40 protein-coding genes are annotated in these 25009 nt (G+C 66.8%); 39 read left to right on the top strand and 1 reads right to left on the bottom strand.

From position 1 onward, the window contains the following. Positions 1–11: 11 nt before the first annotated feature. From F4553_RS19385 to truA, 38 genes are all read left to right on the top strand, one after another. The gene (locus tag F4553_RS19385; RefSeq protein WP_184838006.1) at positions 12–335 is read left to right on the top strand and encodes a hypothetical protein; all 324 of its coding nucleotides are present in this window, start codon (positions 12–14) and stop codon (positions 333–335) included. Between the two features lie 45 nt (positions 336–380). After that, entirely contained in the window at positions 381–830 is a 450-nt protein-coding gene (locus tag F4553_RS19380; protein ID WP_312875262.1) for a hypothetical protein, read from the top strand. Positions 831–1237: 407 nt separating this feature from the next. Then, the gene (rpsL, locus tag F4553_RS19375; protein WP_027342506.1) at positions 1238–1621 is read left to right on the top strand and encodes a 30S ribosomal protein S12; all 384 of its coding nucleotides are present in this window, start codon (positions 1238–1240) and stop codon (positions 1619–1621) included. Then, positions 1621–2091, top strand: a complete 471-nt coding sequence (gene rpsG / locus F4553_RS19370; protein ID WP_184838004.1) for a 30S ribosomal protein S7 — start codon at positions 1621–1623, stop codon at positions 2089–2091. The genes rpsL and rpsG overlap by 1 nt, the downstream gene beginning before the upstream one ends. 85 nt (positions 2092–2176) lie before the next feature. Continuing rightward, positions 2177–4270, top strand: a complete 2094-nt coding sequence (gene fusA, locus F4553_RS19365; RefSeq protein WP_184838001.1) for an elongation factor G — start codon at positions 2177–2179, stop codon at positions 4268–4270. A 149-nt stretch (positions 4271–4419) separates the two neighbouring features. After that, the gene (tuf, locus tag F4553_RS19360; protein WP_184837999.1) at positions 4420–5613 is read left to right on the top strand and encodes an elongation factor Tu; all 1194 of its coding nucleotides are present in this window, start codon (positions 4420–4422) and stop codon (positions 5611–5613) included. A gap of 445 nt (positions 5614–6058) precedes the next feature. Continuing rightward, positions 6059–6367, top strand: a complete 309-nt coding sequence (gene rpsJ / locus F4553_RS19355; protein WP_007073037.1) for a 30S ribosomal protein S10 — start codon at positions 6059–6061, stop codon at positions 6365–6367. A 13-nt stretch (positions 6368–6380) separates the two neighbouring features. Then, positions 6381–7043, top strand: a complete 663-nt coding sequence (gene rplC / locus F4553_RS19350) for a 50S ribosomal protein L3 (protein ID WP_184837997.1) — start codon at positions 6381–6383, stop codon at positions 7041–7043. After that, entirely contained in the window at positions 7040–7684 is a 645-nt protein-coding gene (gene rplD, locus F4553_RS19345; RefSeq protein WP_184837995.1) for a 50S ribosomal protein L4, read from the top strand. The genes rplC and rplD overlap by 4 nt, the downstream gene beginning before the upstream one ends. Next, positions 7681–7983, top strand: coding sequence for a 50S ribosomal protein L23 (gene rplW, locus F4553_RS19340; RefSeq protein ID WP_184837993.1), 303 nt, complete (start codon positions 7681–7683; stop codon positions 7981–7983). Before rplD ends, rplW begins: the two co-directional genes overlap by 4 nt. Positions 7984–7995: 12 nt before the next feature. After that, complete coding sequence (gene rplB / locus F4553_RS19335; protein ID WP_184837991.1) at positions 7996–8835, top strand: 50S ribosomal protein L2; 840 nt, start codon at positions 7996–7998, stop codon at positions 8833–8835. A 12-nt stretch (positions 8836–8847) separates the two neighbouring features. Next, positions 8848–9129, top strand: coding sequence for a 30S ribosomal protein S19 (gene rpsS / locus F4553_RS19330; RefSeq protein WP_184837989.1), 282 nt, complete (start codon positions 8848–8850; stop codon positions 9127–9129). Between the two features lie 33 nt (positions 9130–9162). After that, positions 9163–9630: a 50S ribosomal protein L22 gene (gene rplV, locus F4553_RS19325; RefSeq protein WP_184837986.1), complete on the top strand. Its 468-nt coding sequence runs from the start codon at positions 9163–9165 to the stop codon at positions 9628–9630. Next, complete coding sequence (gene rpsC, locus F4553_RS19320) at positions 9630–10466, top strand: 30S ribosomal protein S3 (protein ID WP_184837983.1); 837 nt, start codon at positions 9630–9632, stop codon at positions 10464–10466. Before rplV ends, rpsC begins: the two co-directional genes overlap by 1 nt. A 3-nt stretch (positions 10467–10469) precedes the next feature. Next, complete coding sequence (rplP, locus tag F4553_RS19315; RefSeq protein ID WP_184837981.1) at positions 10470–10895, top strand: 50S ribosomal protein L16; 426 nt, start codon at positions 10470–10472, stop codon at positions 10893–10895. Further along, complete coding sequence (rpmC, locus tag F4553_RS19310; RefSeq protein ID WP_184837979.1) at positions 10895–11128, top strand: 50S ribosomal protein L29; 234 nt, start codon at positions 10895–10897, stop codon at positions 11126–11128. Before rplP ends, rpmC begins: the two co-directional genes overlap by 1 nt. A 36-nt stretch (positions 11129–11164) precedes the next feature. After that, positions 11165–11443 (top strand): 30S ribosomal protein S17, encoded by a 279-nt coding sequence (gene rpsQ, locus F4553_RS19305; protein WP_184837977.1) that lies wholly within the window; start codon positions 11165–11167, stop codon positions 11441–11443. Positions 11444–11627: 184 nt separating this feature from the next. Further along, entirely contained in the window at positions 11628–11996 is a 369-nt protein-coding gene (gene rplN / locus F4553_RS19300) for a 50S ribosomal protein L14 (protein WP_117226249.1), read from the top strand. Continuing rightward, positions 11993–12310: a 50S ribosomal protein L24 gene (gene rplX / locus F4553_RS19295; RefSeq protein WP_184837975.1), complete on the top strand. Its 318-nt coding sequence runs from the start codon at positions 11993–11995 to the stop codon at positions 12308–12310. The genes rplN and rplX overlap by 4 nt, the downstream gene beginning before the upstream one ends. Further along, on the top strand, positions 12310–12879 hold the full coding sequence (gene rplE, locus F4553_RS19290; protein WP_184837973.1) for a 50S ribosomal protein L5: 570 nt from the start codon (positions 12310–12312) through the stop codon (positions 12877–12879). Before rplX ends, rplE begins: the two co-directional genes overlap by 1 nt. Position 12880: 1 nt before the next feature. Next, positions 12881–13066, top strand: coding sequence for a type Z 30S ribosomal protein S14 (locus tag F4553_RS19285; protein ID WP_184837971.1), 186 nt, complete (start codon positions 12881–12883; stop codon positions 13064–13066). A 69-nt stretch (positions 13067–13135) separates the two neighbouring features. Continuing rightward, positions 13136–13543 carry a 30S ribosomal protein S8 gene (rpsH, locus tag F4553_RS19280; RefSeq protein WP_184837969.1) on the top strand — a complete coding sequence of 136 codons (408 nt, stop codon included), beginning with the start codon at positions 13136–13138 and terminating at the stop codon, positions 13541–13543. 9 nt (positions 13544–13552) lie between these two features. Beyond that, positions 13553–14095 (top strand): 50S ribosomal protein L6, encoded by a 543-nt coding sequence (rplF, locus tag F4553_RS19275; RefSeq protein WP_184837967.1) that lies wholly within the window; start codon positions 13553–13555, stop codon positions 14093–14095. Further along, positions 14092–14487 carry a 50S ribosomal protein L18 gene (gene rplR, locus F4553_RS19270; RefSeq protein WP_184837966.1) on the top strand — a complete coding sequence of 132 codons (396 nt, stop codon included), beginning with the start codon at positions 14092–14094 and terminating at the stop codon, positions 14485–14487. The genes rplF and rplR overlap by 4 nt, the downstream gene beginning before the upstream one ends. Before the next feature lie 17 nt (positions 14488–14504). Next, complete coding sequence (gene rpsE / locus F4553_RS19265) at positions 14505–15152, top strand: 30S ribosomal protein S5 (RefSeq protein WP_184837964.1); 648 nt, start codon at positions 14505–14507, stop codon at positions 15150–15152. Next, the gene (gene rpmD, locus F4553_RS19260) at positions 15152–15334 is read left to right on the top strand and encodes a 50S ribosomal protein L30 (RefSeq protein ID WP_184837961.1); all 183 of its coding nucleotides are present in this window, start codon (positions 15152–15154) and stop codon (positions 15332–15334) included. The genes rpsE and rpmD overlap by 1 nt, the downstream gene beginning before the upstream one ends. Then, on the top strand, positions 15334–15777 hold the full coding sequence (rplO, locus tag F4553_RS19255; RefSeq protein ID WP_184837959.1) for a 50S ribosomal protein L15: 444 nt from the start codon (positions 15334–15336) through the stop codon (positions 15775–15777). Before rpmD ends, rplO begins: the two co-directional genes overlap by 1 nt. A 216-nt stretch (positions 15778–15993) precedes the next feature. Further along, complete coding sequence (gene secY / locus F4553_RS19250; RefSeq protein WP_184837956.1) at positions 15994–17340, top strand: preprotein translocase subunit SecY; 1347 nt, start codon at positions 15994–15996, stop codon at positions 17338–17340. After that, complete coding sequence (locus F4553_RS19245) at positions 17337–17990, top strand: adenylate kinase (RefSeq protein WP_184837954.1); 654 nt, start codon at positions 17337–17339, stop codon at positions 17988–17990. Before secY ends, F4553_RS19245 begins: the two co-directional genes overlap by 4 nt. Positions 17991–17999: 9 nt before the next feature. Next, positions 18000–18869 carry a type I methionyl aminopeptidase gene (gene map / locus F4553_RS19240; RefSeq protein ID WP_184837952.1) on the top strand — a complete coding sequence of 290 codons (870 nt, stop codon included), beginning with the start codon at positions 18000–18002 and terminating at the stop codon, positions 18867–18869. 221 nt (positions 18870–19090) lie between these two features. Further along, positions 19091–19312, top strand: coding sequence for a translation initiation factor IF-1 (gene infA / locus F4553_RS19235; RefSeq protein WP_007073013.1), 222 nt, complete (start codon positions 19091–19093; stop codon positions 19310–19312). A 79-nt stretch (positions 19313–19391) separates the two neighbouring features. Continuing rightward, complete coding sequence (rpmJ, locus tag F4553_RS19230; RefSeq protein ID WP_184837950.1) at positions 19392–19505, top strand: 50S ribosomal protein L36; 114 nt, start codon at positions 19392–19394, stop codon at positions 19503–19505. A gap of 180 nt (positions 19506–19685) precedes the next feature. Beyond that, the gene (gene rpsM / locus F4553_RS19225) at positions 19686–20066 is read left to right on the top strand and encodes a 30S ribosomal protein S13 (protein WP_184837949.1); all 381 of its coding nucleotides are present in this window, start codon (positions 19686–19688) and stop codon (positions 20064–20066) included. Positions 20067–20095: 29 nt separating this feature from the next. Next, a complete protein-coding gene (gene rpsK / locus F4553_RS19220; protein ID WP_184837947.1) occupies positions 20096–20503 on the top strand; it encodes a 30S ribosomal protein S11 in 408 nt (135 codons plus the stop codon). A gap of 14 nt (positions 20504–20517) precedes the next feature. Next, entirely contained in the window at positions 20518–21144 is a 627-nt protein-coding gene (rpsD, locus tag F4553_RS19215; RefSeq protein WP_184837945.1) for a 30S ribosomal protein S4, read from the top strand. An 86-nt stretch (positions 21145–21230) separates the two neighbouring features. Next, the gene (locus F4553_RS19210) at positions 21231–22286 is read left to right on the top strand and encodes a DNA-directed RNA polymerase subunit alpha (RefSeq protein WP_184837943.1); all 1056 of its coding nucleotides are present in this window, start codon (positions 21231–21233) and stop codon (positions 22284–22286) included. Positions 22287–22316: 30 nt separating this feature from the next. After that, positions 22317–22835, top strand: coding sequence for a 50S ribosomal protein L17 (gene rplQ, locus F4553_RS19205; RefSeq protein ID WP_184837940.1), 519 nt, complete (start codon positions 22317–22319; stop codon positions 22833–22835). A 68-nt stretch (positions 22836–22903) separates the two neighbouring features. Beyond that, positions 22904–23713 carry a tRNA pseudouridine(38-40) synthase TruA gene (gene truA, locus F4553_RS19200; RefSeq protein WP_184837938.1) on the top strand — a complete coding sequence of 270 codons (810 nt, stop codon included), beginning with the start codon at positions 22904–22906 and terminating at the stop codon, positions 23711–23713. Here truA and F4553_RS19195 read toward each other — a convergent pair. Beyond that, the gene (locus tag F4553_RS19195) at positions 23710–24468 is read right to left on the bottom strand and encodes a hypothetical protein (protein ID WP_184837936.1); all 759 of its coding nucleotides are present in this window, start codon (positions 24466–24468) and stop codon (positions 23710–23712) included. The genes truA and F4553_RS19195 overlap by 4 nt on opposite strands. Between F4553_RS19195 and F4553_RS19190 the strand changes: the two genes are divergently transcribed. Next, the gene (locus tag F4553_RS19190) at positions 24461–24688 is read left to right on the top strand and encodes a hypothetical protein (RefSeq protein WP_184837934.1); all 228 of its coding nucleotides are present in this window, start codon (positions 24461–24463) and stop codon (positions 24686–24688) included. The genes F4553_RS19195 and F4553_RS19190 overlap by 8 nt on opposite strands. The last annotated feature ends 321 nt before the right edge of the window (positions 24689–25009 follow it).

The following is a 25009-nucleotide window of genomic DNA, read 5'->3' as shown; positions in this document are numbered from 1 at the left end:
GTTAAGGGGGCATGCGGCATCCCGAAGATCCCGATCCGGTACGCGACAGCAAGGCCTCCGCCACCTTCTGGCTGGGCGTCCTGGCCGTGGTCACCGGGGTGACCATCGGTGGCCTGGTGCCCGCCACGGTGGCTCTCGTGCTCGGCGCGCAGGCGCGGCGGGAGCTGAGCGAGGGCGCGGGCTGGCGGCAGGGCGGCCGACTGGTCGTGGCGGGGGAGCGGCTGGCCTGGGTGGGCCTCGGCCTCGCCGCGGCGGCCATCGTCACCGCGGTCGTGATCGGTCTGGTCCGGATGGGCTCGGCACCCGCGCACGACTTCCCGCCGTCGATCAACTAGAGCTGGCGGCGGCGCCGGAGGCGGCGCCATATTAGAGTGCCAGGCGTGACGCAAACGCCCGGCCCGCCGCCGCCGTATTACCCGCCACCGGTCGCCTACGCGCCGCCGGCCCGGGTGGAGCCCGTGCCGGGGTCGCAGTTCGGTGTCGCGATCCCGAGCTCGACGCCGGTCCCGTCCGGCATGGCGGTGGGCTCGCTGCTCGTCGGCATCGCCTCGATCCTGGTCAGTTTCGCCGTCGCCTGCCTGGGTCTGGCGGGGAGCTCGGCGGGCTGGGGCGCGTGGGCGGGCGGGGCGTTCGCCGTCCTGTCCGGCCTGCTCGGCATCGGCGGCATCGTGCTCGGCGTGCTGGGCCGGCGGCAGGTGCGCCGCGCCGCCGGGCTGACGGGCAGGGGACTGGCGACCGCCGGTCTCATCTGCGCCTCGATCGGGCTGCTCTTCACGCTCGTCGCCGGGGTGGGCGCCGTGCTGCTCTCGTTCGCAATTCCCACGCAGTGAGAACGGTCACGAGGGCCAATCCCGTGTGAGCCGCCCGGATCGACCGGGTAGACTGTTGTCCTGAACAGCCCATAGAGATTGTGCAGAGTCAGGCGGATCCGCCTCCGGGCCCCCGTTTTGACCTCTGCGCCTTCGATAGGTAGTCTTTTCCCTCGTGCCCGGGCATGCCTGGGCCCTCGTGCATGCGTCGAGTCGGTCCTGGTGGCCGGTGGTCGATGACTGGGGCCGCGCAGCGCGAGCACAAGACAACCCCGGCGAGCGAGAAATCGCGCGCCTGGGCCCGCGAACCGGGCGACACGCCCGACCGCGGGGGTCGGAATCGTCGCAGCATGCGGCTCCCGGCCGAATTTATACGTCGTAACCCGCGAGGGTTATTAGCGGAGATGAAATAGGAGCGTCGAGACCCAGTGCCTACCATTCAGCAGCTGGTCCGCAAGGGCCGGCAGGCGAAGACGAGCAAGACCAAGACGCCTGCACTCAAGGGCAGTCCTCAGCGCCGCGGTGTCTGCACCCGCGTCTACACGACGACTCCGAAGAAGCCGAACTCGGCTCTCCGCAAGGTCGCTCGCGTGAAGCTGAGCAGCCAGATCGAGGTCACCGCTTACATCCCCGGTGTCGGCCACAACCTGCAGGAGCACTCGATCGTGCTCGTGCGTGGCGGTCGTGTGAAGGACCTGCCGGGTGTGCGTTACAAGATCATCCGTGGTTCGCTGGACACCCAGGGCGTCCGCAACCGCAAGCAGGCGCGCAGCCGTTACGGCGCGAAGCTGGTAAAGGACGGTAAGAAGTAATGCCACGTAAAGGCCCAGCTCCCCGCCGTCCGCTGCTCGCGGACCCGGTCTACAACTCCCCGCTGGTCACCCAGCTGGTCAACAAGATCCTGATGGCCGGCAAGCGCCAGCTCGCCGAGAGCATCGTCTACGGCGCCCTCGAGGGCTGCCGTGAGAAGACCGGCACCGACCCGGTCGTCACGCTGAAGCGCGCGATGGACAACGTCAAGCCGACCCTCGAGGTCCGCAGCCGCCGCGTTGGTGGCGCGACCTACCAGGTGCCGGTCGAGGTGCGCACGCCGCGCCAGACCACCCTGGGTCTGCGCTGGCTGGTTCAGTACTCGCGCGCCCGTCGTGAGAAGACCATGGTCGAGCGCCTCATGAACGAGCTGCTCGACGCGAGCAACGGCCTCGGTGCCGCTGTGAAGCGTCGCGAGGACACGCACAAGATGGCCGAGAGCAACAAGGCCTTCGCGCACTACCGCTGGTAATTCTCCGCGGGGCCGGGCCAACCGGTCTGGCCCCGCGACCTTGACTTCCGAGGCCTTACGGCCTCACATCCGAAGGGAACTCGAAGTGGCCGTCGTAGACGCGCTCGCCAAGGTCCGCAACATCGGCATCATGGCGCACATCGATGCCGGGAAGACGACCACGACCGAGCGAATCCTCTTTTACACCGGCATCACCCACAAGATCGGTGAGGTCCACGAGGGCGCTGCCGTCATGGACTGGATGGAGCAGGAGCAGGAGCGTGGCATCACGATCACTTCTGCCGCCACCACCTGTGAGTGGAAGGGCCACGTCATCCAGATCATCGACACCCCGGGCCACGTCGACTTCACGGTCGAGGTGGAGCGCTCGCTGCGCGTCCTCGACGGTGCTGTCGCGGTCTACGACGGTGTCGCGGGCGTGGAGCCGCAGACGGAGAACGTCTGGCGCCAGGCCGACAAGTACAACGTGCCCCGCATGTGTTTCGTCAACAAGCTCGACCGCACCGGCGCGGACTTCTTCCGCTGCGTCGACATGATGGTCACCCGCCTCAACGCGACGCCGCTGGTGCTGCAGATCCCGATCGGGCTCGAGGGCGACCACATCGGCGTCGTCGACCTGGTGGGCATGCGCGCGCTGACCTGGCGCGGCGAGACCCAGAAGGGCGAGGACTACGCCGTCGAGGAGATCCCCGCCGAGCTGGCCGAGCAGGCCGCGGAGTACCGGGTGAAGCTGCTCGAGACGATCGCCGAGGCTGACGACGCGATCATGGAGCGCTACCTCGAGGGCGGCGAGTTCACGGTCGAGGAGCTCAAGGCTTCGATCCGCACGGCGACCATCGCCGGCAAGTACAACCCCGTCGTCTGCGGCTCCGCCTTCAAGAACAAGGGCGTTCAGCCGATGCTCGACGCGGTCGTCGACTTCCTGCCGTCGCCGCTGGACGTGCCGGCCATCGACGGCACACTGATGGACGGGGAGACCCCGGCTGTCCGGCACCCCGACATCAAGGAGCCGTTCTCGGGCCTCGCGTTCAAGATCCAGACGGACAAGCACCTCGGCAAGCTGACCTACGTGCGCATCTACTCCGGCACGCTCGAGTCCGGTTCTCAGGTGGTCAACTCCACCAAGGACCGCAAGGAGCGGATCGGCAAGATCTACCAGATGCACGCCAACAAGCGTGAGGAGCGCCCCTCGGCGCACGCCGGCGACATCATCGCGGTGCAGGGTCTCAAGCAGACCACCACCGGTGACACGCTCTGCGACCCGGCTGCGCCGGTCATCCTGGAGTCGATGACGTTCCCGGAGCCGGTCATCTCGGTCGCGATCGAGCCGAAGACCAAGTCGGACCAGGAGAAGCTGGGTACGGCGATCCAGAAGCTCGCCGAGGAGGACCCGACGTTCCGGGTCCGCCAGGACGAGGAGACGGGCCAGACGGTCATCTCCGGCATGGGCGAGCTCCACCTGGAGATCCTGGTCGACCGGATGAAGCGCGAGTTCTTCGTCGAGGCCAACGTCGGCAAGCCGCAGGTCGCGTACCGCGAGACCATCCGCCGCGCGGTGGACAAGGTCGAGTACACGCACAAGAAGCAGACCGGTGGTTCGGGCCAGTACGCGTCGGTGCTCATCGGACTGGAGCCGCTGCCGCTCAACGCCGAGGCGACCTACGAGTTCGTCAACGACGTCAAGGGCGGCCGCATCCCGAAGGAGTTCATCCCTTCGATCGACGCCGGTGCCCAGGACGCGATGCAGTACGGCGTGCTCGCCGGCTACCCGATGGTCGGCGTCAAGCTGATCCTGCTGGACGGCAAGTTCCACGAGGTCGACTCGTCCGAAATGGCGTTCAAGATCGCCGGTTCGATGGCGTTCAAGGAGGCCGCTCGCAAGGCGGACCCCGCGATCCTCGAGCCGATGATGGCTGTTGAGGTCACCACTCCTGAGGAGAACATGGGTGACGTCATCGGCGACCTCAACTCCCGTCGCGGCATCATCCAGGCGATGGAGGAGCGCGGCGGAGCCCGCCTCGTCCGGGCCCTGGTGCCGCTGTCGGAGATGTTCGGCTACGTCGGCGACCTGCGGTCGAAGACCCAGGGCCGGGCGAGCTACAGCATGATGTTCGACTCCTACGCGGAGGTTCCGGCCAACGTGGCGAAGGAGATCATCGCGAAGGCGACGGGCGAGTAATCGCCCCGAGGCCGCCCCGGCTCGTGCCGGGGTGGCCTGCCCTCGCGGGCAAGGAAAAAAGCGCCGGCCAGCCAGGCCGGAAGAAGTCCCACGCGCCATCCGATGGCGCCGCCGGGCGTACGAACCAAGAGTCCACAGGAGGACAACCAGTGGCGAAGGCGAAGTTCGAGCGGACTAAGCCGCACGTCAACATCGGCACCATTGGTCACATTGACCACGGTAAGACGACGCTGACGGCGGCCATCACTAAGGTCCTGCACGACAAGTTCCCGAACCTGAACCCCTACACGCCTTTCGATGAGATCGACAAGGCGCCGGAGGAGAAGGCTCGCGGTATCACAATCTCGATCGCTCACGTCGAGTACCAGACCGAGTCGCGGCACTACGCGCACGTCGACTGCCCCGGTCACGCCGACTACATCAAGAACATGATCACCGGTGCCGCTCAGATGGACGGCGCGATCCTCGTGGTCGCGGCGACCGACGGCCCGATGCCGCAGACCAAGGAGCACGTGCTCCTGGCCCGCCAGGTCGGCGTTCCCTACATCGTCGTCGCGCTGAACAAGAGCGACATGGTGGAGGACGAGGAGCTCCTGGAGCTCGTCGAGCTCGAGGTCCGCGAGCTGCTCAGCACCTACGAGTTCCCGGGCGACGACCTGCCGGTCGTCCGCGTGTCGGCGCTCAAGGCGCTCGAGGGCGACGAGAAGTGGTCCGAGGCCCTTCTCGGCCTCATGACCGCCGTCGACGAGTCGATCCCGCAGCCGGAGCGCGAGACCGAGAAGCCGTTCCTCATGCCCGTCGAGGACGTCTTCACGATCACCGGTCGTGGAACGGTCGTCACCGGCCGTGTCGAGCGTGGAATTCTCCTGCCGAACGAAGACGTCGAGGTCGTCGGCATCAAGGAGAAGTCCTTCAAGACGAAGGTCACCGCGATCGAGATGTTCCGCAAGACCCTCGAGGACGCGCGCGCCGGAGAGAACGTCGGCCTGCTGCTTCGTGGCACCAAGCGCGAGGACGTCGAGCGCGGCATGTGTGTCGTGAAGCCCGGCTCGAACACCCCGCACACGGACTTCGAGGCGACGGTCTACATCCTCTCGAAGGAGGAGGGCGGCCGTCACACGCCGTTCTTCCAGAACTACCGCCCGCAGTTCTACTTCCGGACCACGGACGTCACCGGCGTTGTCACGCTGGCTGAGGGCACCGAGATGGTCATGCCGGGCGACAACACCGAGATGACGGTCGCGCTGATCCAGCCGATCGCCATGGAGGAAGGTCTCCGGTTCGCGATCCGTGAGGGTGGCCGCACCGTCGGCGCCGGCCGGGTCGTCAAGATCCTCAAGTAGTACGGTGAAGGGCACCCCGCCCAGGCGGGGTGCCCTTCGCTATGAGAACGACCACCCCGATTTCACATTGCCGCACCTGGTACGGCATAATGAATAGGTTGCGTTGCGCATGGTCGGCTACGGCTGCCCCCACGGGGGTGGTGATAGGCCGCCGGCGCGTAGGGCGCCATGAGGCCACCACCACTGGGTGTTAGCCTCACGGTCGCCCAACCTCCGCAGTTCGGACGTGATGTCCGGCGGTTCAAACACTTCCGACAAGGAAGTAGTGTGGCCCGCCGCGCGACACGCCCGACCGCGGGGGTCGGAAGGACCATGCCGGCCGGGACCGGAATGGCCAGCTCAGACCACTTAATAGGGCAGGGCCACAGACGGCCGGTGTCGGCGAATATGCCGGCCACGGAACACCCGGCGAGGGTCACAACGAGAGAAGGAAACAGAAGCCACCATGGCGGGACAAAAGATCCGCATCCGGCTCAAGGCCTACGACCACGAGGTCGTCGACTCTTCGGCTCGCAAGATCGTTGAGACGGTGACTCGTACGGGCGCTCAGGTCGCAGGCCCGGTGCCGCTGCCAACGGAGATCAATCGCTTCTGCGTGATCCGCTCGCCGCACAAGTACAAGGACTCGCGCGAGCACTTCGAGATGCGCACGCACAAGCGTCTGATCGACATCATCGACCCGACCCCCAAGACGGTGGACTCGCTCATGCGACTCGACCTGCCGGCCGGTGTCGACATCGAGATCAAGCTGTAGGGACCGGACACTCATGGACAGGCAAGTTAAGGGCCTCCTGGGCGCCAAGCTCGGCATGACCCAGGTCTGGGACAACAACAAGGTCGTACCGGTGACGGTCGTCGAAGTCAGCCCCAACGTCGTGACTCAGGTCCGCACGGCTGCCAAGGACGGTTACACGGCGATCCAGCTGGCGTACGGCGCCATCGACCCCCGCAAGGCGAACAAGCCGCGCAGCGGCCACTTCGCCAAGGCGGGCGTCTCGCCCCGTCGCCACATCGTCGAACTGCGTACGATCGACGCCGACGCTTACGAGCTCGGCCAGGAACTGACGGTCGAGACTTTCGCGGCCGGTCAGACCGTCGACGTGACAGGCAAGACCAAGGGCAAGGGCTACGCCGGTGTTATGAAGCGGCACGGCTTCCACGGTCTCAAGGCCAGCCACGGTGTCGAGCGCAAGCACCGTTCGCCCGGTTCCATCGGCGCCTGCGCGACCCCCGGTCGCGTCTTCAAGGGCGTTCGCATGGCGGGCCGGATGGGTGGCGTTCGCTACACCCAGCAGGGCCTCACGATCCAGGCGATCGACATCGAGAACAACCTGCTGCTCGTCAAGGGCGCCATCCCCGGCCCCAAGGGTGCGCTGGTGCTGGTTCGCACCGCTGCCAAGACGCAGGTGAAGAAGGGTGGCGTCAAGTGACCACCGTTGACGTGATCAGCATCGAGGGCACCAAGGCCGGCTCTGTCGAGCTGCCCGCGGAGATCTTCGACGTTCAGGCCAACATCCCGCTCATGCACCAGGTCGTCGTGGCACAGCTCGCCGCGGCCCGCCAGGGTACGCACAAGGCCAAGTCCCGCGGCGAGGTCGCGGGTGGCGGCAAGAAGCCGTACAAGCAGAAGGGGACCGGCCGCGCCCGTCAGGGCTCGATCCGCGCTCCGCAGTTCACCGGTGGTGGCGTCGTGCACGGGCCCGTCCCGCGCGACTACTCCCAGCGGACCCCCAAGAAGATGAAGGCGGCCGCCCTGCGCGGTGCCCTCTCCGACCGGGCCCGCGAGAACCGGATTCACGTGGTCGAGAGCTTCCTCGTGGACGGCAAGCCGTCGACGAAGGCCGCGCTCACCACGCTGAAGACGCTCGGCGTCGAGGTGACCAAGGCGCTCGTCGTCCTGTCCACCGGTGACGACCTCAACTGGGTGAGCCTGCGCAACGTGCCGACGGTTCACCTGATCGAGGCCGGCCAGCTCAACACGTACGACGTGCTCGTTGCGGACTACGTGGTCTTCACCAAGGACGCGCTCGAGGAGTTCCTGGGTGTGCCCGCCGAGGAGGGAACGAAGTGACGACTGTCGCCGACCCGCGTGACGTCATCGTCGCCCCGGTCGTCTCCGAGAAGAGCTACGGCGAACTCAACCGCAACTGGTACACGTTCCTCGTGCACCCGGACGCGAACAAGACCGAAATCAAGATCGCTATCCAGCAGATCTTCAACGTTCGGGTGCTCACGGTGAACACGCTCAACCGCGAGGGCAAGCGTAAGCGCACCCGTACCGGCTGGGGCCAGCGTAAGGCAACGAAGCGCGCGATGGTGAAGCTCGCCGATGGCGACCGCATCGAGGCCTTCGGCGGCCCGGTAGGCTGAGGGGTATAGACAATGGCTATCCGTAAATACAAGCCGACGACGCCGGGCCGTCGTGGCTCCAGCGTGGCCGACTTCGCTGAGGTCACCCGGTCGACGCCGGAGAAGTCGCTGGTCGTTCCGCTGCCGAAGAAGGGCGGACGTAACGTCCACGGCCGGATCACCACTCGCCACCAGGGCGGCGGTCACAAGCGTCAGTACCGTCTGATCGACTTCAAGCGCAACGACAAGGACGGCGTGCCGGCCAAGGTCGCGCACATCGAGTACGACCCGAACCGCACCGCGCGCATCGCGCTGCTGCACTACGTCGACGGCGAGAAGCGCTACATCCTCGCGCCGAAGGACCTGAAGCAGGGCGACCGCGTCGAGTCGGGTCCGGGTGCGGACATCAAGCCCGGCAACAACCTGCCGCTTCGCAACATCCCGGTCGGTACGACGGTCCACAACGTGGAGCTTCGTCCCGGCGGTGGCGCGAAGATGGCGCGGGCTGCCGGTGTCGGCATCCAGCTCCTGGGCCGCGAGGACGACTACGCCACGCTGCGTATGCCGTCGGGCGAAATCCGCAAGGTCGACGTCCGCTGCCGCGCGACCGTTGGCGAGATCGGCAACGCCGAGCAGTCCAACATCAACTGGGGCAAGGCCGGTCGCATGCGCTGGAAGGGCAAGCGCCCCTCCGTCCGCGGTGTCGCGATGAACCCGGTCGACCACCCGCACGGTGGTGGTGAGGGTAAGACGTCCGGTGGACGTCACCCCGTCAACCCGAAGGGTAAGCCCGAGGGCCGTACCCGTAAGAAGGGCCAGGCGAGCGACAAGATGATCGTCCGCCGCCGCTACGCAACCCGCAAGCGCGGCTAAGGGAGATAGCAGATGCCTCGCAGCCTCAAGAAGGGCCCGTTCATCGACGACCACCTGCTCAAGAAGGTGGAAGTTCAGAACGACAAGGGTTCCAAGAACGTCATCAAGACCTGGTCGCGGCGCTCCACGATCATTCCCGAGATGCTCGGGCACACGATCGCGGTGCACGACGGACGTAAGCACGTCCCCGTCTTCGTGTCGGAGGCGATGGTCGGGCACAAGCTCGGCGAGTTCGCCCTCACCCGCACGTTCAAGGGTCACGAGAAGGACGACCGGAAGAGTCGCCGTCGCTGACGGCGGACCGTATAAGGATCAAGGGGAAACACGATGCCAACTAAGAGCGACGCTCCGGCAGCGCCGGGCGCGCGGGCGGTTGCGCGACACGTGCGCATCGCGCCGATGAAGGCGCGCCGTGTGGTGAACCTCGTCCGCGGTCTGCCCGCGAAGGAGGCGCTGACGGTGCTGCAGTTCGCGCCGCAAGCAGCGAGCGAGCAGGTCTACAAGGTTCTGGCGAGCGCGATCGCGAACGCCGAGAACAACGAGCGACTCGACCCGGACGCGCTGCTCGTCAGCGCTGCCTACGTCGACGAGGGCCCGACGATGAAGCGGTTCCGGCCGCGCGCGCAGGGCCGGGCCTACCGGATCCGCAAGCGCACCTGCCACATCACCATCGAGGTGGAGGCAGTAGCGCCGGCGGTGCGTCCTTCCGCTAAGAAGGCCGCCGCCGCTAAGGCCACGCCCAAGAAGGCCGCCGCGGTCAAGGCCGAGGCTGCCGAGCAGGAGGAGACCGAGTAATGGGTCAGAAGGTTCACCCGCACGGGTTCCGGCTCGGCATCTCGACCGAGTGGAAGTCCCGCTGGTACGCGGACAAGCTCTACAAGGACTACATCGCTGAGGATGTCAAGATCCGCAAGATGATGTCCAAGGGCCTCGAGCGTGCCGGCATCTCCAAGGTCGAGATCGAGCGGACCCGCGACAAGGTACGCGTCGACATCCACACCGCCCGGCCGGGCATCGTCATCGGCCGCAAGGGTGCGGAGGCCGAGCGCCTGCGCGACGTTCTCGAGAAGCTCACCGGCAAGCAGATTCAGCTCAACATCCTCGAGGTGAAGAACCCTGAGTCGGACTCGCAGCTCGTGGCGCAGGGCGTCGCCGAGCAGCTGTCCAGCCGGGTCAGCTTCCGTCGGGCGATGCGCAAGTCGATGCAGTCGGCGATGAAGAACCCGGCCGTCAAGGGCATCCGGGTGCAGGTCTCGGGTCGCCTCGGCGGCGCCGAGATGAGCCGCACGGAGTTCTACCGTGAGGGTCGTGTTCCGCTGCACACGCTGCGGGCCAACATCGACTACGGCTTCTTCGAGGCACGTACGACCTTCGGCCGCATCGGTGTGAAGGTTTGGATCTACAAGGGTGACGCCGTTCCAGGCGCGCCGGCGTTGGCAGACCAGGGCCAGCAGCGTCCCCGTCGTGATCGGGCTGACCGGCCGGAGCGGCCGCGTCGTGGCCGTTCTGGTTCGACCGGGACCACCGCCGGTGGCACCGAGGCAGGCCGTGCGGCCGCCGCGGAGTTCGCCAAGGAAAGCACCGACGTCGTCGTTGAGGCGACGGCGCCGGTCGAGCAGCAGGAGGGCTGATCAATGCTGATGCCGCGTAAGCCCCCGAAGGGCTTCCGCAAGCCGCACCACCCCGACCGCCATGGCGCGTCGAAGGGCGGCAACCGGGTGGCGTTCGGCGAGTTCGGTATCCAGGCGCTCGAGCCGGCATATGTCACGAACCGTCAGATCGAGTCGGCGCGTATCGCGATGACTCGTCACATCAAGCGTGGTGGCAAGGTCTGGATCACGGTCTTCCCGGACCAGGCCCTGACCAAGAAGCCGGCCGAAACCCGCATGGGTTCCGGTAAGGGTTCGCCAGAGTGGTGGGTCGCAAACGTGAAGCCGGGGCGGGTGCTCTTCGAGATGTCCTTCCCGAACGAGGTTGTTGCGCGCGAAGCGATGCGCCGCGCGATTCACAAGCTGCCGATGAAGTGCCGCATCGTGAAGCGCGAAGTGGGTGATATGTGATGGCAGCAGGCGTTAAGCCCGGCGAACTGCGTGAGCTCTCCGATGAGGAGCTGGTCGCGAAGTTGCGTGAGGCCAAGGCGGAGCTGTTCAACCTCCGCGTACAGGGTGCGACCGGGCAGCTCGACAACAACCGTCGACTGCCGGTCGTCCGGCGGGATATCGCTCGGATCTACACGGTCATGCGCGAGCGCGAGCTTGGGCTCTCGGCCGCGCCTACTGAGGTGGCGGCGTGAGCGAGCGCAGCGAGCTAACCAAGGATGGTCAGTAACATGAGCGAGACCAACGAGAACGCGGTCGAGCGGAACCGGCGTAAGGTACGCGAGGGTCTGGTCGTCAGCGACAAGATGGACAAGACCGTCGTCGTGGCGGTCGAGGACCGGGTCAAGCACCCGCTCTACGGCAAGGTTCTTCGGCGCCAGAGCAAGCTCAAGGCGCACGACGAGCAGAATGCCTGCGGCATCGGCGACCGGGTGCTCCTGATGGAGACCCGTCCGCTCTCGGCCACCAAGCGGTGGCGTGTCGTGGAGATCCTCGAGAAGGCCAAGTGAGTCGGGCCCGGGTCTGACCCGGGCCCTCCTCCCGGTCGCGCTCGCGCGGCTGAGTACGGCAAGGTTGTGAGCCACTCCAGGCTCATTGGAATAGCTTCCCCGCTTCTGCGGTGGGGGCATGAGTTCCGCCAGGCTCTTGCCCGTTTCGACAGGCAAGAGAACCGGCAGACATACAGGAGTTGACGTGATCCAGCAGGAGTCGCGACTGCGAGTCGCCGACAACACGGGTGCCCGGGAAATTCTGTGCATCCGTGTCCTCGGCGGCTCGGGTCGGCGCTACGCGAGCATCGGCGACGTCATCGTGGCCACCGTAAAGGACGCCATCCCCGGCGCCGGCGTGAAGAAGGGCGATGTCGTCAAGGCGGTCATCGTGCGCACGGTCAAGGAGCGGCGGCGTCCGGACGGCTCGTACATCCGCTTTGACGAGAACGCAGCCGTCATCATCAAGGACGGCGGGGACCCCCGTGGTACCCGTATTTTCGGCCCGGTCGGTCGTGAGCTGCGGGACAAGCGGTTCATGAAGATCATCAGCCTTGCGCCGGAGGTGCTGTGACCATGAAGATCAAAAAAGGCGACACGGTCAGGGTCATCGCCGGCAAGGACAAAGGCCGCGAGGGTAAGGTCATTTCGGCCCACCCGAAGCTGGAGAAAGTCCTGGTTGAAGGCGTGAACCGGATCAAGAAGCACACCAAGATCCGTACCACCCAGCGGGGTGCCAAGAGCGGTGGCATCGTGACGCAGGAGGCGTTGATTCACGTCTCCAACGTGGCGATCCTCGAAGACGGTAAGCCGACCCGGGTGGGTTACAAGGTTGACGAGAGCGGCAACAAGGTCCGCATCTCGCGCCGCACCGGCAAGGAGCTGTGATGTCGACGGCCACCGAAACGAAGACGCTTCCGCGTCTCAAGGAGAAGTACCGCAACGAGATCGTGGGCCAGCTGCGCGAGCAGTTCGGTTACGCGAACCCGATGCAGGTGCCCGGTCTGGTGAAGATCGTCGTCAACATGGGCGTCGGCGAGGCTGCCCGGGATGCCAAGAAGATCGACGGCGCCGTCCGCGACATCACGGCCATCACCGGCCAGAAGCCGCAGATCCGTCGGGCGACCAAGTCCATCGCGCAGTTCAAGCTGCGTGAGGGCATGCCGATCGGTGTGAAGGTCACCCTTCGCGGCGACCGGATGTGGGAGTTCCTGGACCGGCTGCTCTCGATCGCGCTGCCGCGTATCCGTGACTTCCGCGGACTCGATGCCCGCAAGCTCGACGGCCACGGCAACTACACCTTCGGTCTCACCGAGCAGTCGGTCTTCCACGAGATCGATCAGGACAAGATCGATTCCGTTCGGGGCATGGACATCACCCTGGTGACGACTGCGCCGACCGACAACGAGGGCCGGGCGCTGCTGAAGCTCCTGGGCTTCCCGTTCAAGGAGAACTGAGATGGCCAAGAAGGCGCTGATCATCAAGGCGGCCGCGAAGCCGAAGTTCGCCGTGCGCGCCTACACCCGCTGCCAGCGGTGCGGCCGTCCGAAGTCGGTGTACCGCAAGTTCGGGCTGTGCCGCGTGTGCATCCGGGAAATGGCTCACCGCGGTGAGCTTCCGGGTGTCACGAAGGCTTCCTGGTAGACATTTGCTTCGCCGCAGGCCCGCGGTCCGAGCGGCCACGGGAACCGCGGCGAGAGAGGTTAGACAACCATGACGATGACCGACCCGATCGCAGACATGTTGACGCGTCTGCGTAACGCCAACCAGGCGTACCACGACCGGGTGACGATGCCCTACTCGAAGATCAAGGCGAACATCGCCGAGGTCCTCAAGACCGAGGGTTACATCGCCACCTGGGCGGTCGAGGAGCCCGAAGAGGGCGCCGTTGGCAAGAGCCTGACCGTCGAGCTGAAGTACGGCCCTAGCCGTGAGCGGAGCCTCGCCGGCATCCGGCGCGTTTCCAAGCCCGGCCTGCGGGTTTACGCCAAGGCGCCGGAGATGCCGAAGGTGCTCGGCGGCCTCGGTGTGGCGATCATTTCGACGTCCCAGGGACTGCTTACTGACCGGCAGGCCCGCAAGCGAGGGGTAGGCGGGGAAGTCCTCGCCTACGTCTGGTAGGAGCCTGCAATGTCGCGAATCGGACGTAAGATCATCCCGGTCCCGGCCGGGGTGGAGATCACTATCAGCGGGCAGACCATCAAGGTCAAGGGCCCCAAGGGAACGCTTGAGCACACGCTTGCCGAGCCGATCGCCGTGGAACGCGGCGACGACGGCACGCTGACGGTCACGCGCCCCAATGACGAGCGCAAGGCCAAGGAGCTGCACGGCCTTTCGCGTACCCTGGTCGCCAACATGGTTGTGGGCGTCACCGAGGGCTACAAGAAGAGCCTGGAGATCAACGGCACCGGTTACCGCGTGACCGCCAAGGGATCGGACCTCGAGTTCGCCCTCGGCTTCTCGCACCCGGTCCTGGTGCAGGCGCCGGACGGCATCACCTTCACGGTGGAGCGTCCGACCCTCTTCCACGTCGCCGGTATCGACAAGCAGCTCGTCGGCGAGGTCTCGGCGAAGATCCGGAAGATCCGTCCGCCGGAGCCCTACAAGGGCAAGGGTGTCAAGTACTCGGACGAGGTCATCCGCCGCAAGGCTGGAAAGGCAGGTAAGAAGTGAGCGCAACGCTCCTCAAGCGCCGCAACGGCGGCGGCGTCGCACACAAGCGCGCCGTTGGCAAGGCGCGCCGGCACTTCCGCATCCGCAAGAACGTCAGCGGTACGGCCGAGCGCCCCCGCCTTGTCGTTACTCGCAGCCTGCGGCAGATCACGGCCCAGATCGTGGACGACACCAAGGGTCACACCCTGGTCTCGGCCTCGTCGCTGGACGCTTCGATCCGGACCGTCGAGGGTGACAAGCGCGCCCTGGCCGGCAAGGTCGGTGCACTGCTCGCCGAGCGTGCGAAGTCCGCAGGTATCAGCAAGGTCGTCTTCGACCGCGGTGGAAACCGGTACGCGGGTCGCGTTGCGTCCCTCGCCGACGCCGCGCGCGAAGCCGGACTCGAGTTCTAGGAAGGAGTGGACAAGCTATGCCAGGTCCACAGCGCCGGGGCTCCGGGTCCGGTAACAACAGCAGCAACAGCAGCGAGGGCGGCGACCAGCAGCGTCGTGGCCGCGACAACCGTCGTGACGGCGGTCGTGACCGCGCACCGGTAGAGAAGACCCCGCACATCGAGCGGGTCGTCACGATCAACCGTGTCGCCAAGGTCGTCAAGGGCGGTCGTCGCTTCAGCTTCACCGCGCTCGTCGTGGTGGGCGATGGCGACGGCAACGTCGGCATCGGCTACGGCAAGGCCAAGGAGGTGCCCGCGGCGATCGCCAAGGGTGTCGAGGAGGCCAAGAAGCACTTCTTCAACGTGCCGCGGATCAACAAGACGATCCCGCACCCGGTGCTCGGCGAGGCTGCGGCAGGCGTCGTCCTGCTCAAGCCGGCCAGCGCCGGTACGGGTGTCATCGCCGGTGGCCCGGTGCGTGCCGTGCTGGAGTGCGCGGGCGTGCACGACATCCTGTCGAAGAGCCTCGGCTCCTCGAACCCGATCAACATCGTGCACGCCACTGTGGCGGCGCTGAAGATGCTTGAGTCGCCCGAAGCGGTGGCGGCCCGTCGTGGCCTCCCCGTCGAGGACGTGGCGCCGCCGGCGCTGCTGGCGGCCCGGGCAGCCGGGGCGGGTGCGTGATGGCACGTTTGAAGGTCACCCAGCTCAAGTCCGAGATCGGCGCCAAGCAGAACCAGCGGCACTCGCTGCGTTCGCTCGGCCTGAAGCGGATCAACGACGTGGTGGTGAAGGAAGACCGTCCCGAGATTCGGGGAATGATCTTCGCGGTCAACCACCTCGTGAAGGTCGAGGAGGTCGACTAATGACGATCAAGGTCCACCACCTTCGTCCGGCACCCGGAGCCAAGACCACCAAGATGCGCGTCGGTCGTGGTGAGGGCTCCAAGGGCAAGACCGCTGGTCGCGGTACCAAGGGCACCAAGGCCCGTTACCAGGTCTCGGCTGCGTTCGAGGGCGGGCAGATGCCCCTCCACATGCGCCTGCCGAAGCTGAAGGGCTTCAAGAACAAGTTCAAGGTCGTCTTCCAGGTCGTCAACCTGGACCGCCTGGCGGAGCTCTTCCCCAAGGGCGGCCAGGTCGGCGTGGACGAGCTGGTCGAGGCCGGTGCGGTCCGCAAGGGCCACCCGGTCAAGGTCCTCGGCACGGGCGACCTCGGCGGCGTGAAGCTGCAGATCTCGGCGAACGCGTTCAGCGCGTCCGCTAAAGAGAAGATCGCGGCTGCCGGCGGCTCGGCCACCGAGCTGTAAGGCGGATTCAGCATTACGACGCCGGTTGTCTGCTCTTCACGGGGCTGGCAACCGGCGTCGCTGGCAATATCGGCCGAAAGTAATTTGCGGCCACCCCTGACCAACCTGAGTCGAGCCTGTTAGTGTTCGAACCCAGCTACGCAATCCCTCGTGGCTGATACCGTCGTGCCCCCCCGCCACTACCCCCTAGTGGCCGTGTCGCGCAGGAGGAAAGAGTTGCTCTCCGCGTTCTTCAGTGCGTTCAAAACGCCTGACCTGCGCAAGAAGATCTTCTTCACGCTGGCTATCGTCGCCCTCTACCGCCTCGGTGCAACCCTGCCGAGCCCCGGTGTTTCCTACGGCAACGTTCAGCAGTGCTTGAAGGCGATCGACAGCACAGGTGGTACCGGCATCTTCAGCCTCCTGAACTTGTTCTCAGGTGGTGCGCTGCTCTCACTCTCGGTCTTCGCGCTCGGCATCATGCCGTACATCACCGCGTCGATCATTCTGCAGCTGCTTACGGTCGTCATTCCGCGACTCGAAGCGCTGCGCAAAGAGGGTCAGGCCGGCCAGGCGAAGATCACGCAGTACACCCGCTACCTGACCCTGGGTCTCGCGGTTCTGCAGTCCTCGGCCTTCATCGCCCTGGCGAAGTCCGGCACGCTCTTCGGGCCTGCCTGTGACTCCTTCCCGATCATCCCGCAGACGGCGATCCCCTCCTGGCTCACCATGGCGGTCCTCGTGATCACCATGACCGCCGGCACGGGCGTCATCATGTGGCTCGGTGAGCTCATCACCGACCGCGGCGTCGGCAACGGCATGTCGGTCCTGATCTTCACCTCGATCGCCGCCCGGCTCCCCAGCGAGGCGTGGCAGCTCAAGCAGAGCAAGGGCAGCCAGGGCTGGTACTGGCTGACGGGCATCATCGCGCTGGTCCTGCTGATCATCGCGCTGGTCGTCTACATCGAGCAGGCACAGCGCCGCATCCCGGTGCAGTACGCGAAGCGGATGGTCGGTCGCCGGATGTACGGCGGCACGTCGACCTACATCCCGCTCAAGGTGAACCAGGCCGGTGTCATCCCGGTCATCTTCGCCTCGTCGCTGCTCTACCTGCCGCAGCTCGCCGTCCAGTTCTTCAAGCCGGATGACGCGACCCAGCCGGGACCCGTCTACCTCTGGGTCCAGGACCACCTCGTCAACGCGACGAGCTGGGTCTACATCGCGCTCTACGCGCTGCTGGTCATCTTCTTCACCTACTTCTACGTCTCGATCTCGTTCAACCCGACCGAGGTCGCCGACAACATGAAGAAGTACGGCGGGTTCGTGCCGGGCATCCGCCCGGGCAAGCCGACCGCCGATTACCTCGACTTCATCCTCAGCCGCATCACGCTGCCGGGAGCGTTCTACCTCGCGGCCATCGCGGTGCTGCCGAACTTCTTCTTCATCTGGCTCGACAGCAAGCAGTACCAGAACTTCCCGTTCGGTGGTACGGCGGTGCTGATCATGGTCGGTGTCGGTCTCGAGACGGTCAAGCAGATCGAGAGTCAGTTGATGCAGCGGAACTATGAGGGCTTCCTGCGATGAGATTGGTGCTGGTCGGCCCGCCGGGCGCGGGCAAGGGGACGCAAGCTGAGTTCATCGCGTCCCACTTGTCCGTGCCGAAGATCTCGACCGGCGACATCTTCCGCGCGAACGTCACTCAGAAGACGGAGCTCGGGCTCGAGGCCAAGCGCTACATGGACGCGGGCGGCCTCGTGCCCGACGAAGTCACGATCAACATGGTTCGTGGGCGACTCGCCGAGTCGGATGCCGCCGATGGGTTCCTGCTCGACGGGTTCCCGCGGACGGTGCCGCAGGCGGTCGCCCTCGACAAGATGCTCACCGACGCCGACAACGGTCTCGACCTGGTGCTTGAGCTGATCGTCGAGCATGACGAGGTGATCCGCCGGCTCTCGGGCCGGCGGACCTGCCACGGCTGCAAGAAGATCTGGCACGTCGAGTTCGACGCGCCCGCGCACGAGGGCATCTGCGACCGCTGCCAGGGTGAGCTCTACCAGCGCGACGACGACAAGGCCGAGACGATCGCGGAGCGGCTGCGGGTGTACGCCCGCGACACCGCTCCGCTCGTCGACTACTACGGCGCGCAGGGCAAGCTCGTGGGGATCGACGCGACGGGCCCGGTCGAGGATGTGACCGTCCGCGCAATAGACGCCCTGCGCTCCTACGGCGGCTAGGCTCGATAAATGCGCCATCAGGACGTCATTCAGATCAAAACCCCCGAGCAGATCGCCAAGATGCGCGCTGCCGGGCTCGTCGTGGCCGACGCCCTGGCCGCCTGCCGCGAAGCGGTGGTGCCCGGGATCAGCACCGGCGAGCTGGACGCCATCGCCGAGAAGGTGATTCGGGCCGCCGGGGCCATCCCGTCCTTCAAGGGCTACCACGGCTTCCCGGCCTCGATCTGCGCCTCGGTCAACGAGCAGGTCGTGCACGGCATCCCCAGCCACGAGCAGGTGGTGAGCGAGGGCGACCTGCTCTCCATCGACTGCGGCGCCATCCTCGACGGCTGGCACGGCGACTCGGCGATCACCGTCGGCGTGGGGGAGACCCGCCCGGAGCTGCTCCGGATGGCCGAGGTCGCCGAGGACAGCATGTGGGCCGGGATCGCGGCCGCCGCCCGCGGCGTGCTCTCCAAGCGCGGCCGGCTCACCGACATCTCCTACGCCGTGCAGAATTCGGTCCGCGAGGGGCGCAGTCACGTCTTCTCCCGGGCCCAGGGTGTCCGCAGGCGTTACGGCATCGTCGAGGGCTACGGCGGGCACGGCATCGGCACGGAGATGCACCAGGACCCGCACATCCTCAACTACGGCCGCCCCGGCCGGGGACCCTTCATCGTGCCCGGCATGTGCTTCGCCATCGAGCCGATGATCACGATGTCGTCCCCGCGTACCACCGAGCTGAGCGACGGGTGGACGGTCGTGACCGTCGACGGCTCTTTCGCCGCTCACGTCGAGCACTCGATCGGCCTGCTGGAGGACGGAGTGGTGGTTCTCACCGCCGCCGACGCGGGTGTCGAACGTCTCGGCGAACTGGTGTCCCCGCAGTACAGGGCCTGAGCGTTAGCGCTGCTGGTAACCCACGTCCCCCGATTTGGTATCGATGCGGGTGGAGGCGTAGACTGGCCACTCGGCGCACCGCGTCCCCTCCATCATGCCCGCCAGCGCTTCGGCGGGCGATCGGAGCCGCGGCTGGCGTGCCGCCCATCCCGGAAGGGACGAGGGCGGTGCGAGGACAACGTGTGCCAGTCAATGCACCCGATGTCAGGTAAGCGGAGGACATGCCAAAGAAAGATGGGGCCATCGAGATCGAGGGCCGAGTAATCGAGCCGCTCCCGAACGCCATGTTCCGGGTCGAGCTCGCCAACGGTCACAAGGTTCTGGCTCATATCAGCGGCAAGATGCGGCAGCACTACATCCGCATCCTGCCCGAGGACCGGGTCGTCGTCGAGCTCTCGCCGTACGACCTCACTCGCGGGCGCATCGTCTACCGCTACAAGTAACTGGCTTCGGGTCAGTTCCTTTTGTCCGTCTTTCCTGGTCCGGCAGTGGCCGGGGCAGGAATAGGAGTAAAGGCGAGCCGTGAAGGTCAAGCCGAGCGTCAAGAAGATCTGCATGAAGTGCCGCGTCATTCGCCGGCACGGCCGGGTCATGGTCATCTGTGAGGACCCGCGCCACAAGCAGCGCCAGGGCTAAGCCCGGCCTGCTGCAGATCACCGCGTCACAGTAATAGCTCGTCCCGGCCGCGGGGACGCCCCATGCGAGACATGGGGAACTCTCGTGGCCAACCCTCGGTCGGAGGCCGAGGCCATGCCCGGGCAGGTGTGGATGGGGACGGGCGTCAGACCTCCGCCTACACGAGGAGTTAGCCCGCACATGGCACGTCTCGTTGGCGTTGATCTTCCGCGCGATAAGCGCATGGAGATCGCGCTCACCTACATCTTCGGTGTCGGTCGGACGCGCTCGATCGCGGCACTCGCCGCGACCGGCATCGATCCGAACAAGCGCACCAAGGACCTCACTGATGAAGAGGTCGTCCAGCTTCGTGACTACATCGAAGCGAACTTCAAGGTTGAAGGCGACCTGCGCCGCGAGGTCGCTGCGGACATCCGCCGCAAGGTAGAGATCGGTTGCTACGAGGGCATCCGACACCGCAAGGGTCTGCCCGTTCGCGGGCAGCGGACCCGGACCAACGCTCGCACCCGCAAGGGTCCGAAGCGCACGGTCGCGGGCAAGAAGAAGCCCGGCAAGAAGTAGTAACCGGATCTAGAGGAGCGCAATAAGCTATGCCGCCGAAGGCACGCGCTGGGGCCCCAGTTAAGAAGGTCCGGCGCAAAGAACGCAAGAACGTCTCCCACGGGCAGGCGCACATCAAGAGCACCTTCAACAACACCATCGTCTCCATCACGGACCCGACCGGTGCTGTCATCTCCTGGGCCTCCGCGGGCCAGGTTGGTTTCAAGGGCTCCCGCAAGTCGACTCCGTTCGCCGCGCAGCTCGCCGCCGAGGCGGCTGCTCGCCGGGCCATGGAGCACGGCATGCGCAAGGTCGACGTCTTCGTCAAGGGCCCGGGTTCGGGCCGTGAGACGGCGATCCGTTCGCTGACCGCTGCCGGCCTCGAGGTCGGAGTCATCTCCGACGTCACGCCGCAGCCGCACAACGGTTGCCGTCCGCCGAAGCGTCGTCGGGTCTAGGGGGAGATACAGAGATGGCTCGTTATACAGGCGCAGACTGCCGCCGCTGCCGTCGGGAGAAGACCAAGCTGTTCCTCAAGGGCAGCAAGTGCGACGGGCCGAAGTGCCCGTTCGAGTCGCGGCCTTTCCCGCCCGGACAGCACGGCCGTGGCCGTACCAAGGACACCGAGTACCTGCTCCAGCTTCGTGAGAAGCAGAAGGCCCGCCGCATCTACGGCGTGCTGGAGAAGCAGTTCCGGACCTACTACGAGGAGGCGAACCGCCGCTCCGGCAAGACCGGTGAGGTGCTTCTCCAGATCCTCGAGTCGCGGCTCGACAACGTGGTCTACCGGGCGGGCTACGCGCTCTCCCGCGACCACGCCCGTCAGCTGGTCAAGCACGGCCACTTCGTGGTCAACGGCAAGAAGGTCGACATTCCTTCTTACCGCGTGACGGAGCACGACATCGTCGAGGTCCGGGAGAAGTCCCGCGTCCTCGACCCGTTCCAGGTGGCGATTGGTCTGGCCGGCAGCCGGACCGTTCCCGCGTGGATCGAGGCGATTCCGTCGCAGCTCAAGATCCTCGTGCACAACCTCCCGGCGCGCGGTGCCATTGACACCCAGCTCCAGGAGCAGTTGATCGTCGAGCTTTACTCCAAGTAAGGCTCCCTGGTGGCCCGCCCTCACGGGCGGGCCACCACCACGTGGGCGTCATATAGCGGTCGCCCCCGAAATCAAGGAGAACGTACGTGCTCATCTCCCAGCGCCCGACTCTCACCGAAGAGTCGATCAGCGAGGTTCGTTCCCGGTTCACCATCGAACCGCTGGAGCCGGGCTTCGGCTACACGCTCGGCAACTCGCTTCGGCGTACCCTGCTCAGCTCGATCCCCGGCGCAGCCGTGACGAGCATCAAGGTCGACGGCGTGCTGCACGAGTTCACCACGATCCCCGGTGTCAAGGAGGACGTGGTCGAGCTCGTCATGAACGTCAAGGAGCTCTCCGTCAGCTCCGAGCACGACGAGCCCGTCAGCATGTACCTGCGCAAGCAGGGCCCCGGTGACGTGACCGCCGGCGACATCCAGCCTCCGGCCGGTGTCTCGGTGCACAACCCGGACCTGAAGCTCGCCACGCTCAACGGCAAGGGCCGGCTGGACATGGAGCTGACGGTCGAGCGCGGCCGCGGCTACGTGACCGCCGCCCAGAACAAGCAGGGTGGCGCGGAGATCGGCCGGATCCCGGTCGACTCGATCTACTCGCCGGTGCTGAAGGTGACCTACCGCGTTGAGGCGACCCGCGTCGAGCAGCGCACCGACTTCGACCGTCTGATCATCGACGTGGAGACCAAGGCGAGCATCTCGCCGCGGACCGCGCTGGCGTCGGCCGGTTCGACCCTGGTGGAGCTCTTCGGGCTCTGCCGGGAACTGGACGAGTCCGCCGAGGGCATCGACATCGGCCCGTCGCCGCAGGACGCGCAGCTCGCTGCCGACCTGGCGCTGCCGATCGAGGAGCTCGACCTGACGGTCCGTTCTTACAACTGCCTCAAGCGCGAGGGCATCAACACCGTTGGTGAGCTGATCGGGCGTACCGAGGCCGACCTCCTCGACATCCGGAACTTCGGTCAGAAGTCCATCGACGAGGTCAAGATGAAGCTGGCCGGGATGGGCCTGGGTCTGAAGGACTCGGCGCCGAACTTCGACCCGGCGAACGTCGTCGACTCCTTCGGGGACGCCGACTACGACGAAACCGATGTCGACTCGGACTCCGACGCCGACAGCGACGACTACCGCGAGACCGAGCAGCTCTAAGCTGCCGCCACCACACAGGGAGCAGAACCAATGCCTCAGCCCACCAAGGGCCCCCGCCTCGGCGGCAGCCCCGCGCACGAGCAGCTCATGCTGGCCAACCTGGCCACCTCGCTGTTCAAGCACGGCCGGATCACGACCACGCAGACCAAGGCCAAGCGCCTGCGTCCGCTGGCCGAGCGCCTGATCACCCAGGCCCGTCGTGACGACCTCGCGTCTCGGCGGCTCGTCCGCAAGACGATCACGGAGAAGGACACCTTCGTCCAGCTCTTCGAGGAGATCGCGCCGCGCTTCAAGACCCGCCCCGGCGGCTACACCCGGATCGTCAAGATCGGCCCCCGCAAGGGCGACGCCGCTCCCATGGCGATCATCGAGCTCGTCGAGGAGCTCGTCGTAGCCGCTCCTGCGGCTCCGGCGAAGGTCGCGAAGGCCACGGCCAAGAAGGCCACCAAGGCCGACGTGCTGGCGGCTCAGGCCGGCGAGACCGAGGACGAGGCTCCGGCCGCCGTCGCCGAGGTCGAGGCTGACGACGCCAAGGCCGACGACAAGTAAGTGCACCAGCGTCAAGGACCCGGCCACGCGATTGCGTGGCCGGGTCCTTCGCTCATGAAGGGGGTCTCGTGGTCCGGGTCAGGTTGGACGTCGCCTATGACGGCACGGACTTCTCCGGCTGGGCGGTGCAGCCGGATCGGCGTACCGTCGCGGGGGTTCTGGGGTTTGAGCTGGAACGGATCCTCGGCGCGGGAGTCCCCACGGGGTTGACCGTGGCCGGGCGGACCGACGCCGGCGTGCACGCGACAGGACAGGTGTGCCACGTGGACCTGCCGGACGAGGCGTGGGCCGCGCGCGAGTCCACGCTGCTGCGGCGCCTCGCCGGCCTGCTGCCCGGCGACATCCGCGTGACCCGGGCCGTCGCGGTCCCGGCCGCGTTCGACGCGCGCTTCTCGGCCCTTTTCCGCCGGTACGCCTACCGCGTGACCGACGCACCCTATGGCGCGGAGCCGCTGCGGCGCCGGGACACCCTCGCCTGGGCCCGCCCGCTCGACGTGACCCGGCTCAACGCCGCCGCTCAGGGGTTGCTGGGGGAGCACGACTTCGCGGCCTTCTGCAAGCGCAAGGAGCATGCCACGACGAAGCGGGCGATCAGCATCATCGAGTGGCAGCGGCAGGACGACGGGGTGATCGTGGCGACGGTGCAGGCCGACGCGTTCTGCCAGGCGATGGTGCGCAGCCTCGTCGGAGCGATGCTCTCCGTCGGCGACGGCCGCCGCGAGCCCGACTGGCCGGGGAGCCTGCTGACCCGCACGGCCCGCGCCGACGACGTGCCGGTGGTGGGCCCGCACGGGCTGACGCTGGTGGCGGTGGGTTACCCCGACGACGAGTCGGCACTGGCGGAGCGGGCAGACGCGACGCGGCGCCTGCGCGTCTAGGGGGAGGGCTCCACCGGGTCGCTCGGGTCGACCTTGATCGTGGCCCGGTTCTTCACCACGCTGCCGAGCAGATGGACCTCGATCATGTCGTAGAGGATCTGCTTGGCGAAGGGATCACCCTCGGCGAACTCCTTGCCGTCGACGCGTGCGATCACGCAGTAGACGAGGAAGTGGCCCTGGTAGTCCCAGCCCAGGTGGGTCGAGGAGAGCGCGAGCGGTTTGGTCACGGCGCTGGAGACATAGCCCTTGAACCGGCCCTTGCCACCGTCGACAACGGTCTTGACCTGTGCGTAAGCCTCGCTCGCCGAGTCGGCGGTCTCCATGTTGAAGATGCCGCCGGTGACGAGATAGTCGTTGGTCGGCGACTTCAGCGTGGCCCGGACGACCTGCGAGCAGCCCGCCGTGACCAGCATCCCCTTGAGCTGACCGTCGGCGGCGACCCGGCAGTCGGCATTGGCCTGCGTCGCGATCAACCGATAGGGCGGGCTCGCCTTGTCGATCACGATCTCCTTGGTGGGGAAGACCTCGGCGACGGTGAGCGGCTTCTCGTCGACCTCGCGGGACGAGATGTCGACCGGCAGCTCCGTGGGGGGCGCGGTCGGCGCGGCGGCGGCGCTGGAGCCCTTGCGCTCGTCCTGCAGGATGCCCCAGACGCCGGAGCCGCAGAGGACCAGCAGCACGGTGCCGATGAGTCCGGTGAGGATCAGTTTGAGCAGCCTGGTCTGGCCGCCCTCCGGGCGCTCCATCATGGGCATGCCGGTGCGGATGCCCGGTGGCGGTCCGGTGGGGGCCGAGCGGGGCGGTGCGGTGGTGGCCTGGCGCGCCCTGGCCGGGCTCGCCGGTGGGATGGTGGTCGGCACTCGGCGCGCCGGGCGCGCCGACGATGCCTCCGGCGGCGCGGACGGTCGTCCGGGTCGGCGCGGCGGCTGGTCGTGCGGTGGTGGTGGCGGCGGTGCGAAGTGCGGTGGCGGTTGACCGCGCAGCGGCGGCGGCTGTGTCCGCGGCGCCTGAGTTCTCGGCGGCTGTGTCCGCGGCGCCTGAGTTCTCGGCGGCTGTGTCCGGGGCTGCTGCGCTCTGGACGGATGCGGCCCGGGCGGCGGTGGGCCGGGCGGCCAGCCTCGATCGTCGGGCGCGCGGCGCTCGCTGTCGGGGGGTCGGCGACGCGGTGGCAGCTCGGGTTCGGTGCGTCGGCCCTCGGGCTCCCGCCGCCGACCGGTGCCGCGATCACCCTGCGGTTCCCTGCCGTAGCCGGTGTTCTCCGGCGCTCGCCGGGTGCGCTCGGGGTCATCCCAACGC

It is taken from the genome of Allocatelliglobosispora scoriae (assembly GCF_014204945.1).
Lineage (GTDB): Bacteria > Actinomycetota > Actinomycetes > Mycobacteriales > Micromonosporaceae > Allocatelliglobosispora > Allocatelliglobosispora scoriae.
The sequence above is the reverse complement of the archived record's forward strand: the minus strand, read 5'-3'. Positions and strand labels throughout refer to the sequence as shown.